The sequence below is a fragment of the Ruegeria sp. SAZA006 genome (assembly GCF_059613465.1).
The window spans coordinates 613,494-629,654 of the sequence record NZ_JBXWSO010000004.1 but is presented as its reverse complement, the minus strand read 5'-3'; the positions used below and the strand labels follow the sequence as shown (position 1 = coordinate 629,654).

General features: G+C 62.0%; 18 protein-coding genes and 1 tRNA gene. 9 read left to right on the top strand and 10 right to left on the bottom strand.

Going from position 1 to position 16,161, the window contains the following annotated elements:
• Window positions 1-46: 46 nt before the first annotated feature.
• The 3 genes from AC2FNZ_RS05840 to AC2FNZ_RS05830 form a co-directional block, all read right to left on the bottom strand.
• Window positions 47-1,855 (bottom strand): ABC-F family ATP-binding cassette domain-containing protein, encoded by a 1,809-nt coding sequence (locus tag AC2FNZ_RS05840; protein WP_496839826.1) that lies wholly within the window; start codon window positions 1,853-1,855, stop codon window positions 47-49.
• A 69-nt stretch (window positions 1,856-1,924) separates the two neighbouring features.
• The gene (locus AC2FNZ_RS05835; RefSeq protein ID WP_170437787.1) at window positions 1,925-2,665 is read right to left on the bottom strand and encodes a GNAT family N-acetyltransferase; all 741 of its coding nucleotides are present in this window, start codon (window positions 2,663-2,665) and stop codon (window positions 1,925-1,927) included.
• A 98-nt stretch (window positions 2,666-2,763) separates the two neighbouring features.
• Entirely contained in the window at window positions 2,764-3,237 is a 474-nt protein-coding gene (locus tag AC2FNZ_RS05830; protein ID WP_093962985.1) for an outer membrane protein assembly factor BamE, read from the bottom strand.
• Window positions 3,238-3,320: 83 nt separating this feature from the next.
• Between AC2FNZ_RS05830 and AC2FNZ_RS05825 the strand changes: the two genes are divergently transcribed.
• The 8 genes from AC2FNZ_RS05825 to AC2FNZ_RS05790 all read left to right on the top strand — a co-directional run bounded on the left by AC2FNZ_RS05825 (window position 3,321) and on the right by AC2FNZ_RS05790 (window position 8,685).
• The gene (locus AC2FNZ_RS05825; RefSeq protein ID WP_496839825.1) at window positions 3,321-3,857 is read left to right on the top strand and encodes a YceD family protein; all 537 of its coding nucleotides are present in this window, start codon (window positions 3,321-3,323) and stop codon (window positions 3,855-3,857) included.
• Window positions 3,858-4,062: 205 nt separating this feature from the next.
• The gene (rpmF, locus tag AC2FNZ_RS05820) at window positions 4,063-4,269 is read left to right on the top strand and encodes a 50S ribosomal protein L32 (RefSeq protein ID WP_093962313.1); all 207 of its coding nucleotides are present in this window, start codon (window positions 4,063-4,065) and stop codon (window positions 4,267-4,269) included.
• Between the two features lie 24 nt (window positions 4,270-4,293).
• On the top strand, window positions 4,294-5,379 hold the full coding sequence (gene plsX, locus AC2FNZ_RS05815; protein WP_093962314.1) for a phosphate acyltransferase PlsX: 1,086 nt from the start codon (window positions 4,294-4,296) through the stop codon (window positions 5,377-5,379).
• A 23-nt stretch (window positions 5,380-5,402) separates the two neighbouring features.
• Window positions 5,403-6,374 carry a beta-ketoacyl-ACP synthase III gene (locus AC2FNZ_RS05810; protein WP_480694553.1) on the top strand — a complete coding sequence of 324 codons (972 nt, stop codon included), beginning with the start codon at window positions 5,403-5,405 and terminating at the stop codon, window positions 6,372-6,374.
• Between the two features lie 96 nt (window positions 6,375-6,470).
• On the top strand, window positions 6,471-6,773 hold the full coding sequence (ihfA, locus tag AC2FNZ_RS05805; RefSeq protein WP_093962316.1) for an integration host factor subunit alpha: 303 nt from the start codon (window positions 6,471-6,473) through the stop codon (window positions 6,771-6,773).
• A gap of 18 nt (window positions 6,774-6,791) precedes the next feature.
• Window positions 6,792-7,406 carry a MerR family transcriptional regulator gene (locus tag AC2FNZ_RS05800; protein ID WP_496839824.1) on the top strand — a complete coding sequence of 205 codons (615 nt, stop codon included), beginning with the start codon at window positions 6,792-6,794 and terminating at the stop codon, window positions 7,404-7,406.
• Window positions 7,407-7,467: 61 nt separating this feature from the next.
• A tRNA-Pro gene (locus tag AC2FNZ_RS05795) sits at window positions 7,468-7,544 on the top strand.
• Window positions 7,545-7,605: 61 nt separating this feature from the next.
• The gene (locus AC2FNZ_RS05790; protein ID WP_496839823.1) at window positions 7,606-8,685 is read left to right on the top strand and encodes a 2'-deoxycytidine 5'-triphosphate deaminase; all 1,080 of its coding nucleotides are present in this window, start codon (window positions 7,606-7,608) and stop codon (window positions 8,683-8,685) included.
• Window positions 8,686-8,688: 3 nt separating this feature from the next.
• Here AC2FNZ_RS05790 and AC2FNZ_RS05785 read toward each other — a convergent pair whose 3' ends face one another.
• The 7 genes from AC2FNZ_RS05785 to AC2FNZ_RS05755 form a co-directional block, all read right to left on the bottom strand.
• The gene (locus tag AC2FNZ_RS05785; RefSeq protein WP_093962319.1) at window positions 8,689-8,928 is read right to left on the bottom strand and encodes a hypothetical protein; all 240 of its coding nucleotides are present in this window, start codon (window positions 8,926-8,928) and stop codon (window positions 8,689-8,691) included.
• A 63-nt stretch (window positions 8,929-8,991) separates the two neighbouring features.
• Complete coding sequence (gene scpB, locus AC2FNZ_RS05780; protein WP_170338220.1) at window positions 8,992-9,651, bottom strand: SMC-Scp complex subunit ScpB; 660 nt, start codon at window positions 9,649-9,651, stop codon at window positions 8,992-8,994.
• Window positions 9,644-10,438, bottom strand: a complete 795-nt coding sequence (locus AC2FNZ_RS05775; protein ID WP_093962321.1) for a segregation and condensation protein A — start codon at window positions 10,436-10,438, stop codon at window positions 9,644-9,646. Before AC2FNZ_RS05775 ends, scpB begins: the two co-directional genes overlap by 8 nt.
• A complete protein-coding gene (gene nagZ / locus AC2FNZ_RS05770; RefSeq protein WP_496839822.1) occupies window positions 10,428-11,435 on the bottom strand; it encodes a beta-N-acetylhexosaminidase in 1,008 nt (335 codons plus the stop codon). Before nagZ ends, AC2FNZ_RS05775 begins: the two co-directional genes overlap by 11 nt.
• Window positions 11,432-12,493 (bottom strand): SPOR domain-containing protein, encoded by a 1,062-nt coding sequence (locus tag AC2FNZ_RS05765; RefSeq protein WP_093962323.1) that lies wholly within the window; start codon window positions 12,491-12,493, stop codon window positions 11,432-11,434. Before AC2FNZ_RS05765 ends, nagZ begins: the two co-directional genes overlap by 4 nt.
• Window positions 12,494-12,581: 88 nt before the next feature.
• Window positions 12,582-14,327 carry an arginine--tRNA ligase gene (argS, locus tag AC2FNZ_RS05760; protein WP_496839821.1) on the bottom strand — a complete coding sequence of 582 codons (1,746 nt, stop codon included), beginning with the start codon at window positions 14,325-14,327 and terminating at the stop codon, window positions 12,582-12,584.
• A 95-nt stretch (window positions 14,328-14,422) separates the two neighbouring features.
• On the bottom strand, window positions 14,423-15,580 hold the full coding sequence (locus AC2FNZ_RS05755) for a deoxyguanosinetriphosphate triphosphohydrolase (RefSeq protein WP_496839820.1): 1,158 nt from the start codon (window positions 15,578-15,580) through the stop codon (window positions 14,423-14,425).
• A 76-nt stretch (window positions 15,581-15,656) separates the two neighbouring features.
• On the opposite strand from AC2FNZ_RS05755, the gene AC2FNZ_RS05750 reads away from it, so the two are divergent.
• A complete protein-coding gene (locus AC2FNZ_RS05750) occupies window positions 15,657-15,980 on the top strand; it encodes a HesB/IscA family protein (protein ID WP_093962326.1) in 324 nt (107 codons plus the stop codon).
• Window positions 15,981-16,161 lie beyond the last annotated feature (181 nt).

The window sequence follows — 16,161 nt, the reverse complement described above, 5'->3', positions numbered from 1 at the left end:
ACGGAAGACCTCCGTCCCGGGGCCGGTACAAAACAGACGAATTGGCTCAGCCCGCCTCGGCCTTCTCTTCCAGTTCCAGCCATTCCTCCTCGGCAGCGGCCAGCTTCTGCTGCCGCTCGACAAGGGCCTCGGTTGCCTTCTGGAACTTCACCGGCTCGCGGGTGAACAGTTCGGGGTCCGACATCAGCTCCTCCAGCTTGGCGATCTCGGCTTCCAGCCGCGCGATCTCGGCGGGCAGCTTCTCCAGCCGGTGTTTTTCGGAAAAGGACAGGCCGGTTTTCGACTTGGTTTCCTGCTTGACCTTCGGCTTGTTCTCTTTTGATTTATCCGGCTTTTTCTCGACCAGATCGACGCGCTGCGCGACATAATCCGACCAGCCGCCCGCATAGACGGTCGCGCGGCCGTTGCCCTCCATCGCTATGGTGGTGGTCGCCACACGATCCAGGAAATCCCGGTCGTGACTGACCAGCAGCACCGTGCCGTCATAGTCGTCCAGCAGTTCCTGCAACAGGTCCAGCGTCTCGACATCTAGGTCGTTGGTCGGTTCGTCCAGCACCAACAGGTTCGACGGTTTCGCCATCAGCTTGGCCAGCAGCAACCGCGCTTTTTCGCCGCCCGACAAGGACTTGACGGCCGCTCTTGCCTGCCGTTCGTCGAACAGGAATTCCTTGAGATAGCCGACCACATGCTTGGGCTGGCCGCGCACCATCACCTGATCGGCCTTGCCCGAGACGCGCATCTCGGGGTCGCCGGTCAGGCTGTCCCACAGGGTCATCTCGGGGTCCAGCTGCGCGCGGGTCTGGTCGAAGACCGCGATCTCCAAATTGGTGCCCAGTGTCACCGACCCCTCGTCCGGCTCCACTTCGCCCAGCAGCATCTTCAAAACCGTTGTCTTGCCCACGCCATTCGGCCCAACAAAGGCCACCCGATCGCCGCGCTGCACCAGCAGGTCCAGGTTACGCACGATAGGCTTGCCGTCGAACGCCTTGCTGATGCCGCGCGCCTCGATCACCTTGCGCCCGGATTTCGGACCGGTCTCCAAGGACATGGCCGCCGAGCCCTGACGCTTAATCTGCGCCGCGCGTTCGGCCCGCAGGGCCTGCAACGCCCGCACCCGGCCCTGGTTGCGCTTGCGGCGGGCGCTGATCCCCTCGACCGCCCAACGCGCCTCGGACTTGATCAGCCGGTCCAGCTTGTGGCGTTGCTGGTCTTCCTCCTCCCAGATCTTGTCACGCCACGCCTCGAAGGCCTCGAACCCCTGCTCCTGCCGGCGCACCAAACCGCGGTCAATCCACAGTGTTGCCCGGGTCAGCGCCCGCAGGAATGCGCGGTCATGCGAGATCAGGACAAAGGCCGCCCGCGTCGCGCCCAGTTCACGTTCGAGCCAACCGATGGCCTCGATGTCCAGATGGTTGGTCGGCTCATCAAGCAGCATCAGGTCGGGGGCCTCGGCCATCAACTTGGCCAGCGCCGCGCGGCGCCGTTCGCCGCCCGAGGCAGTCTGAACCGCGCGCGAGGGGTCGAATTTCAGCCCCTCGCCGGCCCGTTCCACCTTGTACAGCTCGCCGGGTTCCAGCCCGCTGGCCGCATAATCGCCCAGCGTGGCAAAGCCCTCCATCGTCGGGTCCTGCTCCATGTAACCCACGGATTTGCCGGGCGGCACGACAATGTCGCCCCGGTCCGGCTCGACCAGACCGGCCATGACCTTCATCAGGGTGGATTTGCCCGAGCCGTTCCGCCCGACCAGCGCAACGCGGTCGCCGGGCTGAACCACCAGGTCAAGGTCGGAAAACACCGGCTCGCCCCCGAAGGTCAGCGAGATACCGGACATCTGCAACAAAGGAATACGTGCCATAAGCGCCAGCTAAACCGGCAGGCATTGGGCGTCAACGCCCCAACCTCACCTTTTGCCAGCAGCGCGGCTTCAGCCCGCGATCATCCGCAAGAGGCGTTTCCGCGCCGCGGGAATCGCGCCGATCTCGACACCGGTGAAGACATGCAGCGTGTTCAGCTGGCGGTCCACCACCGCATGATCGCTGACCCAACCGCCCATCATTAAATAGGTACGCAGCAACGGCGGCATTCGCAGCATGGCCTTTCTGGCATCCGGGCGCCGCCGCAGCCGCGCGGCAAAGCGGAACACGTCCGGCGCCTTGACCCGCGGCAACCAGCGTTTGGGCGCAAGGTGGCGATGTTTGAGCATCGCGAAAGCATCCAGGTATTCCGCAGTCTCAGTTCCTGCGAAGGACGAGCATCCAAACAGCAACTGGACCCCGTTGCGGTCGACAAAGGCCGTCATCGCGCCCCAGGCCACCCTCAGGATATCGGGGTCCGTCCAATCGGGATGGATGCAGAACCGCCCCATTTCCACCATGCGCCCATCAAAGCTCTGCAAAGCGGAAAGGTCATAGAACTGGGCCGAATAACTCCGGCTGATGTCGCTGCCGCTGTCCATGACCAGCATCCGGAAACAGCAGACCAACTGGCCACCTGCCTGCGAATCCTCGACCAGAACATGGGCGCAGGTAACGTCGAATTTGTCCTGATCCGTCTCGGCTGTTCGGAATGCAAGTGTACGAAGATTCTGGGCCGCCCGCACGTCCTCGGGACACCGCGCCAGGCGCGCGCGGAAGCGGCCTTTGTCCAACAAAATATCATCGGCCATGGTCGCATCCTCCACGGTTTCTCACCGATTGCGATCTGCCTGATCCCATGCACCAATAGTGTGACCGCCGTGTGAAGCTTTCAACCGGCGGCCGGAAATTAGCTGGCCCCCGGGATGTTCGACGGGCTGAATTGGCCGATGTTGCCCAGCAGCTGCCGCAGGAAGCCTTTGTCCTGAACACTGGAGTCCGTCACACGGCGATCCAGCACGATGACATAGCCGTCTTCGAGACCGAATTTTTCGATATTGCGGACGACGCCACGCTGGTCAAAGCTGATCGCCACCAATTCGCGCGAGACGACCTCGGGGCGTTTGGGGCCATAGTGGCGAACGCGCGACGCCACATAGTAGAAACCCGAATCCTTCAACACACCTGACGAGCTGGGCGCGCCAGCCTTTTCCAGAACCGTGTCGCGGGTATCGACGCCAACCTTGATCTCGGCCAGCTCTTCCGGGGTGGGGATATAGCCGTGCTTCTTGTAGACCGGGGTACAGGCAACAGCGGTGGCCAGAACAAGCGTGCAGGCAACCGCCCTGGACGCCGGTTTCAGCCTGTTCAGTACTTTCAACATGTTCACCCTCTTGCCTTGGTCCCTTGCGGCTTCTATCCGATTACAGAAACCCATGCCCCGGTTCAACACAGGAAAGGGTCACAATGTCCGACCTCTCAACATTGCGCGTCGCCGATCTGCCTCAAAACAGCCCGACCGCGTTCGAATTGCGCCCCCCTGCTCGGCAACTCGAGGAAATTCGTGATGCGTTGGGCCTGCTCGGGCTGCGCAAGCTGAGTTTTGTCGGCGAGCTGCGCGCGCAAGGCAAGCGTGATTGGGTGTTGACCGCCAAGCTGGGCGCGACCGTCATTCAGCCCTGCGTGGTGACGCTGGACCCGGTCACGACCCGGATCGAGGCCCCGGTGCGGCGCGTTTTCATGGCCAATTTGACCGAACCGGACGAACCCGAGTTCGAAATGCCCGAAGATGACGAGACCGAAGCCTTGGGCCCGGAAATCGATCTGGAACAGGTGATGCGCGAGGCACTGTCCCTTGCGTTGCCCCAATACCCCCGGAAAGACGGCGCACATCTGGGCGACGCGAACTATACCGAACCGGGCAAACAGGCGATGACCGACGAGGATGCCAAACCCTTTGCCGGGCTGGCGTCCCTGCGTGACGCACTTAAAAAAGACGAGTGACAGGGGATCGATTTCCTGTCATAGCAGGCGCTCAGAAAAATCGCTTGAACATGTCGAGAATCGCAGTATTTTCGCGCGCTCATCGGAATTTGGGTTGGACATCGCGGGGCTTGTTCCCTAAACGCACGTCACACCACGAGAAAACGAAGAATGAAACCCGGCCTGCAGCGAATCTGCTGGCCCTTAGTAGACAAAGGTTGAGACCATGGCCGTCCAACAGAACAAAGTTTCCAAGTCGCGTCGCAACAACCGCCGCGCACACGACGCTCTGGTTGCTGCAAACCCGAACGAATGCGCGAACTGCGGCGAGCTGAAGCGCCCGCACCACGTTTGCGCAGCATGCGGCCACTATGACGATCGTGAAGTCGTCGCTCAGGCCGACGACATCGACCTGGACGAAGACGCGGCCTAAGCCTGATTGAACGCAGGTTCTGGCATGACAGCGCAGCCCACGCAGACCGGAAAGATCATCATCTCGGTTGACGCAATGGGCGGGGATTCAGGTCCCGGCGTGGTCGTGGCTGGAATCGCGAAGTCAGCAAAGAAGAACCCCGAGGTCGGATTTCTTCTGCACGGCCCGAAAGATGTGCTGAGCAAGCTTGTATCGAAACGGCGTGTCCTCGACGGACGCGTCGTTTTTCGTGATTGCCCGGACGTGGTCACGATGCAGGACAAGCCCAGCCAGGTGGTGCGCAGCGGCAAGAACACCTCGATGTGGTCGGCGCTGGAATCGGTGCGTCAGGGCGAGGCCCATGGTGCCGTCTCCTGCGGCAATACCGGCGCGCTGATGGCGCTGTCGATGATGCGGCTGCGCAAACTGCCCGGGGTGAACCGCCCCGCCATCGCGATTCTGTGGCCATCCCGCAACCCTCAGGGCTTCAACGTCATGCTGGACGTGGGCGCGGATGTGCGGGCCGACGCCAAGGATCTGCTGCAGTTCGCGTTGATGGGCGCTTCTTATGCGCGCAACGGCATGGAACTGACCCGCCCGCGTATCGGGCTGCTGAACGTTGGCACCGAAGAGCACAAGGGCCGCGCCGAACTCAAGGAAGCCCATGCCCTGATCACCGACTTCGCGGATCAGGCAAACTTTGATTTCGTGGGCTTCGTGGAAGGCAGCGACATTCCCGGCGACAAGGCGGATGTCATTGTAACGGATGGGTTTACCGGAAACGTCGCCATCAAGACCGGCGAAGGCACGGCCAGCCTGATCGGTGACCTGCTGCGCGAGGCCTTCAAGTATTCGCCCCTATCGCGCCTGGCCTCGGTTCTGGCCATCACCTCGCTGCAGCGATTGAAGAAACGCATCGACCCGCGCCGCGTCAACGGCGGGGTCTTTCTTGGCCTGAACGGCACTGTCATAAAATCCCACGGAGGCGCCGACGCCACCGGCGTGTCGGCCGCGATCAAGCTGGCTTTCACCCTGGCCAAGTCCGGCTTTGCGGAAAAATTGGCAGCACGGGTTGCATCCACGGCTGAGCTTGAACAAGATGCGGCGCAATCTGCGCTGCAGACCAAATAAGAACAAAGAAGGCAGTACCCCAGATGGCAGGCCGTTCAGTCGTTGTAGGTGTCGGGCATTACCTGCCCAAGCGGGTGGTTCCGAACTCCGAATTCGAAAAGACGCTTGATACGACCGATGAATGGATTCGCACCCGTTCCGGTATCGAGCGTCGGCACTTTGCGGCCGAAGATGAAACCACGTCCGATCTGGCAACCTATGCGGCCAAAGCCGCGTTGCAGGACGCCGGTCTGACAGCCGATGACATTGACGCAATCGTTTTGGCGACCTCGACCGCAGATCTGACGTTCCCGTCGGCCGCCACCATGGTTCAAGCCAATCTGGGCATGACCCGAGGGTTTGCCTTTGATGTTCAGGCCGTCTGCGCCGGTTTCGTGTTTGCGCTGAGCAACGCCAACGCCTTGATCCTTTCGGGTCAGGCCAAGCGCGTGCTGGTGATCGGCGCTGAAACTTTTTCGCGTATCATGGACTGGACCGACAGATCGACTTGCGTGTTGTTCGGGGATGGGGCCGGTGCCCTCGTGCTCGAGGCGCAGAACGGTGCCGGAACAAGCGATGATCGGGGTATCTTGTCCACGGATCTGCATTCTGACGGACGCTACAAGGACCTTTTGTACGTGGACGGCGGGGTGTCGACGCAATCGACAGGCCATCTTCGGATGCAGGGCAACCAGGTGTTCCGCCATGCGGTCGAAAAGCTCACCGCCACTGCGGAAACCGCCCTGGAACGCGCCGGACTGAACAGTCAGGACGTCGACTGGATCGTGCCGCATCAGGCCAATATCCGCATCATTCAGGGCACCGCAAAGAAGATGGGCCTGCCCATGGATCACGTCGTGGTGACCGTTCAGGACCACGGCAACACATCGGCCGCCTCGATTCCCCTGGCCTTGTCGGTCGGCAAGGAACGTGGCCAGATCAAGCAAGGTGATTTGATCGTGACCGAGGCGATTGGCGGCGGTTTGGCGTGGGGCTCGGTTGTCCTGCGGTGGTAACCGGCGCATTCCGGCTTACGCAGCCGCCCGCAATTCATTGATATTGACAGCGAATTTGCGCTACCCCTATGCTCGAAAATCAATAGGGGAAATGTCATGGGCGATAATACACTGACGCGAATGGATCTGAGCGAAGCCGTGTTTCGCGAAGTTGGGCTGTCACGCAACGAAAGCGCACAGCTTGTCGAGAGCATTCTGAACCACATGTCGGACGCGCTGGTGCGTGGCGAACAGGTCAAGATTTCGTCCTTCGGCACTTTCAGCGTTCGTGACAAATCAGCCCGTATTGGACGCAACCCGAAAACCGGTGAAGAAGTTCCAATCCAGCCGCGCCGCGTGCTGACTTTCCGCCCGTCGCATCTGATGAAGGATCGCGTCGCCGCCGGGAATCGCAAGTAAACCCGGGGCCAGGAGGATATGAGCAAGTCACCCGACGCGTTTCGCACCATCAGTGAAGTTGCGGATTGGCTCGGTGTTCAGGCCCATGTCCTGCGCTTCTGGGAAAGCCGGTTTGCACAAGTCAAGCCAGTGAAACGTGCAGGCGGTCGCCGTTACTACCGCCCCAACGACATGCGCCTTCTGGGTGGCATCAAGAAACTGCTGCACGAGGATGGCATCACGATCAAGGGCGTCCAACGCATCCTGAGGGAACAGGGCGTGGCCCATGTGGCGGCGCTGTCACCCGACATCGATGTCAGCGCAGAATCACCACAGACGCCACAGGACGTGGTGGTGTCTTTTCCGCCCAAATCGACCGGCCAGCAAATCGACCTCGATCTACAGTCCGACACTGATGGTCCCGGATCGCCCGAGCTTCAGGTAACACCCAGTTCGCCACACCCCGAGCCGACGCCCGCGCCCGCTGCGGTCAACGGGGACGACGGCATCAGCCCTGCCCCGCTGTTTGGCGGCATCGCCTCCAAAGCTTGGCAGACTACGGATTTTGACGCTGAGGCGCTGCGCCAGATCGCCCCGATCGCGAGGGACCTCAGGGCATGGCTCAGCCGGGTCGAAGGTCAAAAGGCGGGATAAGAAGAAAGGCAATGTTTTCCTCTTGCCCCTGCCGGGAAAATCATTATGAACAGCCCAACGTCGGGCTATGGCGCAGCCTGGTAGCGCGTCCGTCTGGGGGACGGAAGGTCGCAGGTTCGAGTCCTGCTAGCCCGACCAAATCACACCGACGTTTATGGCAGACAGGCCAGATCCCGCTCTGGCACCAGGGGGGATCGGAATGACAGGTGTATGCCCGAACCAGCAAATCGAGGCGATGATCGCGCGCAGTGAGATCACCGCCGAGCCGGCCATTCTGCCCGCCCAGATCCAGCCCGCCAGCCTTGATCTTCGTTTGGGAACAGTCGCTTACCGCGTTCGCGCGTCATTTCTGGCGGGCGAAGCGCGTTCGGTGTCCGAACGGCTCGCCGAGTTCGAGATGCACCGGATCGACATCACCGACGGCGCCGTTCTCGAAAAAGGTTGTGTCTACCTTGTGCCCCTGATGGAAGCGTTGTCCCTGCCCGGTGACGTGACCGCTGTCGCCAACGCCAAAAGCTCGACCGGGCGTCTGGACCTTCTGACCCGTACCATCACCGACGGCGGAACCGAGTTCGACCGGGTGCCCGCAGGCTATTCTGGGCCCCTCTACGCCGAAATCTGCCCGCGGTCCTTTTCTGTCTTGGTGCGTCCGGGGATGCGGCTGAACCAGATCCGGTTCCGGCAAGGCCAGGCAGTTTTGTCCGATGCGGATCTGACTGCTCTGCATGCGGAATCCCCATTGGTCGATGGTCCGGCCGTCATTCAGGACGGTCTGGGGTTTTCGGTCGACCTGCGCCTGCCCAACACTGACCTTGTTGGCTACCGCGCGAAACCGCATACCGGCGTGATCGACCTTGACCGGATCGGCGAATACGACCCGCAGGAATACTGGGAAGAGGTGCGCACCAAGGACGGGCGGATCATTCTGGATCCGGGCGCATTCTATATCCTGGTCAGCCGAGAGGCGGTTCACATCCCACCGATGTACGCGGCCGAAATGGCGCCCTATCTGGCGATGGTGGGCGAGTTCCGGGTGCACTACGCGGGCTTTTTCGATCCGGGCTTCGGTCATGCCGAAGCCGGAGGCGCCGGGTCACGTGGAGTTCTGGAAGTTCGCTGTCACGAAGCGCCATTCGTGCTGGAGCATGGACAGGTCGTCGGGCGGCTGGTCTATGAGCGTATGGCCGAGATGCCGACACAGCTGTACGGGGCAGGAATTGCTTCGAACTATCAGGGCCAGGGCCTGAAATTGTCGAAGCATTTCAAGTCCGTAAAGTGAACCTCAGAACCGCATGAACCGCCGCATCTGGCGGGTCAGCTGCTTGGCCTGTTTCATGCTCGGGCTCTGTCCGCCTGCACTTTGCGCCATGCGCCGGTCGGTCTGAGGATCGCGCGCCTGGCTCTGTTGGCCCGGCTTGCGGGTCGCACGATCGGCAAGGTCAAAACCTTTGTCGACACCGCGCGTGACCAGCCTGCGCATGACTTGCCGAACGATCATGTCGATGATGCGGTTTGCGTTCATTTGGGTCTCCGTTCCTCTGCGCCGAACCTAACGGCGATATGCGCCGACAAAAGGGCGACGCAATCAATCTTCCTCGAACAGTTCGGACTGATCTTCGTCACCCGTTTCATCTTCGTTGGCCTCGCCGATCGGCATCGCCCCCGGCGGCGGCCGGTTTTCCAGCAAGCCAGCAGCGCGCAGCTCCTTAAGGCCCGGCAAGTCACGCGCGCTTTCCAGACCGAAATGATCCAGGAACTGAGGCGTTACGACAAAGGTCACCGGACGGCCCGGCGTCATGCGGCGACGGCCCAGCCGGATCCACTCCATCTCCAGCAGTTGGTCGATGGTTCCCCGCGACACGGACACGCCGCGGATTTCTTCGATCTCGGCGCGGGTGCAGGGCTGATGATAGGCCACGATCGCCAGGGTCTCGATGGCGGCACGGCTCAGCTTGCGGGTCTCGACCGTTTCCTTCTGCATAAGGAAGCCCAGATCGGGGGCCGTGCGGATGGCCCACGCCTCGCCCACTTTGACCACGCGGACCCCGCGCCCTTCATAACGTTTCTGCAGCAGTTCCAGCGCTTGCGCGGCGTCGCAGCCATGCGGCATCCGCGCCTCAAGATCGGCCACTGTCACCGGTTCGGCGCTGGCAAACAGTACCGCCTCGACCATACGCTCCTGCTCAGCCAGCGGAGGCGCTTCGAACAGGGTGCCGGTGCCGTCGTCTTCGGGGGCGTCAGTCACGTTTGTCAGTCCTTCTGCGCAGTTGGATCGGGGCAAAGGTCTCGCTTTGCTTGATCTCCATATGTCCTTCCTTGACCAGTTCCAGCGAGGCCGCAAACGTCGCCGCCGTGGCCGAGCGCCGCCGCACCGGGTCAACGTCCCATCCGTCGGGCAGGTAGGTTTCCATGTCGGTCCAGGTTCCGGCAAATCCGATCAGCGGGCGCATCCGTTCCAGCGCCTGTTCCATCGTGAAAACGGCGTCGCGGTCCATCACGAAGGGTCGGAACTCGTCGCGGGTTCGGATGCGGGCATATCCCTGCATCAGGTCCAGCAAGGTGGCGGAATAGGTGACCGTCCGGATGCGGGTCACGTCCTCGCCCTGCCCGCGCCTGAAGAAATCGCGCCCCAACTGGTCGCGCGCCATCAGGCGGGCGGCCGCATCGCGCATCGCCTGCAGGCGTTCCAACTGAAAGGCCAGGTGCGCGGCCAGTTCTTCGCCCGTCGGCCCCTCTTCATCGGGGTCAGGCGGCAGCAGCAGCCGGGATTTCAGAAAGGCCAGCCACGCCGCCATCACCAAGTAATCGGCGGCCAGTTCGATCCGCAGGGCGCGGGCCCGTTCGACAAAGGCCAGATATTGCTGCGCCAGCGCCAGAACCGAGATCTTGCGCAGATCGACCTTTTGCGTCCGCGACAGGGTCAGCAGCACGTCCAGCGGGCCTTCAAACCCGTCGACGTCCACGATCAGCGCCTCGGCGGCCAGCCGATCGGCGACCGAAACCGGGTCTTCGCTGAAAAGGTTATCCGTCATATACCTGCCCGCCCATCAGACGGGATAGTTCCGTCTCGGCGGCACGGATGTCAAGTTCCTCGGGCGATTGCCGCTGTGCCAGCGCCTTGTCTGCGCGGGCTTGTGCCGCCTCCGACATCTCGCCCGCAGCTTCCATGACCGCCGCCCTGTCGGCAAGCGAGCCGTTGCAGTGCAGCACTACATCGCATCCTGCGGCCAGCGCCTGACGCGACAGGTCGGCCAAAGACCCGCTGAGCGCCTTCATCGAGATGTCGTCGGTCATGATCAGGCCCTCAAACCCGATCTGATCTCGGATCACAGCCATCATCTGCGCAGAGATCGTTGCCGGTCGTTCATCGAGCTGCTCAAAGACCAAATGGGCCGTCATGCCCATCGGCAGATCGTTCAAGGCGCGAAACGGGGCAAAATCGGTCTGCAACAGATCGTCCAACGGCGCATCGACATGTGGCAGATCGAAATGGCTGTCCAAAGTCGCCCGTCCGTGGCCGGGAATATGCTTGACGATGGGCAAGACGCCACCGTCCAAATGACCCTGCGCAACGGCCCGGCCGATTTTCGCGACTGTCGAAGCATCGCCGCCGTAGCACCGGTTGCGCAAAAAGGCGTGGGTGTCTGGACGCGCCAGATCCACCATCGGTGCGCAGTTGCTGTCGATGCCCATGGAATACAGTTCATGCGCGATCAGGCGATACCGCAGGTACATGGCCCGCCGGGCATGGTCGCCGGCACGTTCTGCATGATCCAATGGGGGCATCCATTGCCGCGCAAGTGGCGCGCGCAAACGTTGGACCCGTCCGCCCTCTTGGTCGATGGTGATCGGACAGTTTCGACCGACGGCCTCGCGAAAGTCGTCACACAAGGCACGGACCTGATCCGCGGTTTCGATATTGCGGGCAAACAGAATGAACCCGAACGGGTTCATCTGGCGAAACAACGCCTTTTCTTCGGGTGTCAATCGTAGCCCGGCCGCATCCGTGATCGTGGCGCCGAACCTCACCGCACGGCGACCGGGATACAGTCAGCGTCCTGTGCGACCAGGGCGGCGCAGAACTGGCGCGAGTCGCTCAGGTCGTCGAACCCCAGGACCCGCAGACGATAAAACGTGCGGCCTCCACTTGAGGTTTTCTGGATAACCCTCTGCTTCCCATCCATATATTCACCAAACCTACGATACAGCCTGTCCCATTCGGCCTGCGCGACCTCGGGGCTTTCAAACGCACCCAGCTGCGCCAGCCGGGTACCCTTGGTCAATGTGTTCGGGTCGACATCCAACCCTACAGCAGCTTTGACCGCGGCGTTGATCGCGTCTTCACTGACTGCAGGCTGTACAGCCGAAGCCGCGCGCGCCGGACGGCGCAGCGGACGCAGAGACCGGCGCACGCCCGGCAGGGCCGCGATTTCGGGATCCGGCAGCTGAGCGGCGAGATCGGCCGGATCAATGGCTGGCTCGTCATCTTCCAAGTTCAGGGATGCAAGCTGCACGCCCTCTTCGGTCTGCGGTGCCTCGACGGCAGGCGCGCCGGACAGTTCGGCAACGACGGCGTCAACTGCGCCTTGACGCAGTTCGGCCGCTTCCTGGTTCGAGATTTCTTGTTCGACGACATGCACGGCGGGGGTCGGCTTCAGCTCACCCATCGCCACGTCTTCATCCGTCAGAGAAACGGGGCGCGGCGCAAGGATCAGCCGGTCGGCCGGAGGCGCGGCGGTCCCGACCGCCGCAACGGCATTGACCGCAAGTCCCTGGTGATCAGCGGGGGTGCCGCCCGGAGTCTCCGGCTGCACCCGCATCGGCCCCTCGGCCGCGCGTACGACCGGTACGCCGCTCACATCGCGCATGACCAGCTTGTACCCCCAGATCGCGACACCGGCGACAAGCGCCAGAGACGCGGCAGCGCCCAGCAGGTTGACGACCCGCCCAAGGCCCGCGCCAGCCGGCGCACCCTCAGCCTGATCCATCATATCGTCGGGATATTCATACCCATCTTCGGGGTGGAACTGATTCGAGTAATGCGCGTGCTCGGGGCTGGTCTGCCCCGAGAAATCGTAACTGGTCATATCCGCCTCACTGCCCGTTTCGCGCCTGAAATTGGGGCGCGCGGGTCATTTCTTGCCTACCTCGGGCCGGCGGTTCGGGCAGTGTTGGTTACCGCATCTCCTGCGCCGGCGTGACACCAAGAATACCCAAGCCTGCTGAAATCACAACAGAAACGGCCCGGGCCAGTGCGATTTTTGCCTGGCTTGTTGCCGCGTCACCATCTTGCAGGAAGCGTAGCGACATTTCTTCGTTGCCCTTGTTCCACAATGCGTGGAAATCCCCTGCAAGTTCATACAGATAGAAGGCAACCCGATGCGGTTCGTTGGTACGCGCAGCGATCTCGACCAGCCGTGGCCATTCGGCCAGCTTTTTGGCAACAACCAACTCGGACGCGTGGTCGATCTTGCTCAGATCGGCAGCCTTGAGGGTCGCGTCGTCCGCGGCAACGCCCGCTTCGGCGGCCCGGCGCAGCACGCTCATGACCCGGGCATGGGCGTATTGCACGTAGAACACGGGGTTCTCGCGGCTTTGCTCAAGCACCTTGTCGAAGTCGAAGTCCAGCGGCGCATCGTTCTTGCGGGTCAGCATCACGAACCGGGTCACGTCCGGGCCGACCTGGTCGACCACATCGCGCAGTGTGACGAAATTGCCGGCCCGCTTGGACATCTTGAACGGCTCGCCGTTTTTCCACAGCTTCACCAACTGGGTCAGCTTGATGTCCAGCGGCACCTTGCCGTCTGACAGAGCCGAAACAGCGGCCTTCATCCGCTTGACGTAGCCGCCGTGATCTGCGCCGAACACGTCGATCAGCGCGTCGAATCCGCGGCTCACCTTGTCGTAGTGATAAGCGATGTCCGGAGCAAAATAGGTCCAGCTTCCGTCGGATTTCTTGACCGGGCGATCCACATCGTCGCCATGCGCGGTGGACTTGAACAGGGTCTGCTCGCGGGGCTCCCAGTCTTCGGGGGTTTTGCCCTTGGGCGGCTCAAGAACGCCTTCATAGATAAGACCCTTGTCGCTGAGCGACTTCAGTGCGGCCTCGATCTTGCCGGTTCCGTACAGCGACTTCTCCGAGAAGAACACGTCCATCTCGACGCCCAGCGCCTTCAGATCGGCGCGGATCAGATCCATCATCGCGTCGGTTGCAAAAACGCGGACCTCGGCCAGCCACTCGCTTTCAGGCTTGTCCAGCAAGCTGTCGCCGTATTTTTCCTTCAGCGCCTCACCGATCGGGATCAGGTAGTCGCCCGGGTAAAGGCCTTCGGCGATCTCCGGGCTCAGGCCGTTGGCCTCGCGGTACCGCTCGAACGCGGACCGGGCCAGCACATCTACCTGCGCGCCGCCATCGTTGATGTAGTATTCACGGGTCACATCGTGGCCGGAATAGGCCAACAGGCTGGCCAGCGCATCGCCGAACACTGCGCCACGTGTGTGGCCCACATGCAGCGGTCCCGTGGGGTTGGCCGAGACGTATTCCACGTTCACCTTCAGCCCCTGCCCCATGGTCGAGCGACCATAATCCGTGCCCTGTTCCAACACCGCACCCAGAACGCCCTGCCAGACCGGCGGAGCAAGCCGCAGGTTGAGAAAGCCCGGACCTGCAACCTCGGCACTCGTGATCCGCTCATCGGCAGCCAGTTTCGCGGCCAGCGCATCGGCAATGTCACGCGGCTTCATCTTGGCCGGCTTGGCCAACACCATCGCGGCATTGGTCGCCATGTCTCCATGGGCGGCGTCGCGTGGGGGTTCGACCGCAACGTTGTCAAAGCTCAGCCCCTCGGGCAGCGCGCCTTCGGACTGCATCTGCATCAGCGCGTCCAGAACAAGGCCGCGTATCTCGGAGAACAGGTTCATTTCGGATGTCCTTTTGCTTGCGCAGCGGTTTACCACGCAAGGCGGCAAGGTCAATGCAGGCGAGCGGCCCAAACCAGCTTTCGCAGCATGCAGCCCTAGACCTGCGGGGGCTGCGCGCCGGTCAGGCGGGCATGATCCTGCAAGGCAAACCGATCGGTCATGCCCGCAATATAGTCCGAAACGATCCGGGCCAGCGCGGTCTCGTCCGGCGCCCCTTCGATATCCGAATGCCAATGCCGAGGCATCTGGCGCGGGTCGCTCAGATAGATCGGGAACAGCTCCTCGACTACGCGACTGACCTTGGCGCGCACCTCCATGACGCTGGGCGCCCGGTACATGCGGGTAAAAAGAAACGCCCGGATATCGTTGAGCCGCGCCCAAAGATCATCCGAGAAGCGGATGACAGGCGCCCCGAGGTGACGAACATCCTCGACTGTTTGCGCACCTGATCTCTCCAAAACCGCGCGAGAGGTGTCGATTACATCTGAAACCATCACGCCGAACACCCGCCTCAGCGCCTCGTGACGACGCCGGTAAAAATCCAACCCGGGGTACTTGCGATCCACCTCGGCATAACACTCCCGGACAATCGGCAATTGGGCGATCTCGTCGTCGGTAAAAAGTCCGGCACGCAGACCGTCGAACAGGTCATGATTGTTGTAAGCGATGTCGTCGGACAGTGCCGCAACCTGCGCTTCTGCGCTGGCATGGGTGTGCAGTTGAAGGTCGAAATCGGCATTGCACTCGGCCAGCGCCCAGGGCAGATCGCCCGTAACCGGGCCGTTGTGCTTGGCGATGCCCTCAAGGCATTCCCATGTCAGGTTGCACCCGTCGAAATCCGCGTAATGCCGTTCCAGCTTGGTGACGATGCGGATCGCCTGAGCGTTGTGGTCGAAGCCCCCATAAGGCGCCATCAGCGCATGCAGAGCGTCCTCGCCCGTATGACCAAACGGCGTGTGGCCCAAATCATGCGCCAGGGCCACGGCCTCGGTCAGTTCCGGGTTCAGCCCCAATGCCCCCGAGATCGTGCGCGCGACCTGCGCCACCTCGATCGAATGGGTCAGGCGCGTGCGATAGCTGTCGCCCTCATGCTCGACAAAAACCTGCGTCTTGTGCTTCAGACGTCGGAACGCGCTGGCGTGTATGATCCTGTCCCGATCCCGCTGAAAGCACGACCGGAAACTGCTTTCTTCCTCTGGCACCAGCCGCCCGCGCGCCCGGCCCGGATCGGCAGCAAATCCTGCTCGCTCCAATGGTCTTGTCCTTGTCGCCTGTCTCCGGGGTTTCTATATTGTAGACCAACGAGGAAATAAACCTTTGGAGCATGGCATGAATCTGCCTCCGAGAGTCACAGAACGCGCCTTCGAGAGGCTTGCCGAGATCGGCGCCGCCGACAACGGCAAGGCCCTGCGAATCGCCGTTGAAGGCGGAGGGTGTTCAGGCTTTCAGTACGAAATCGCATTGGACGAGCCCAAGGACGATGATCTGGTACTGGAAGGCAAAGGCCAGAAGGTTGTCGTCGACGAAATATCTCTGCCGTTCCTGGAAAATGCGACGATTGATTTCACGCAGGAACTGATCGGCGCCCGGTTCGTGATCGACAACCCCAACGCAACCTCTTCCTGTGGGTGCGGCACGTCTTTTTCGATGTGATCAATCGTGGGGGCGTTGCGTCCACATCCTCTGGATATCTTCATGATCTGCAGGAGCGCCCGCTGTCCTTCGACGCGGCCGTAGCGTGCGGTTGACCGTGTTTGGCCCCGTGGCAACTGTGCCAGCTCGTCATGGCGTCATCCGTCCCCAAACGCCCCGGTGCCCGCGCCAGACCTGACTG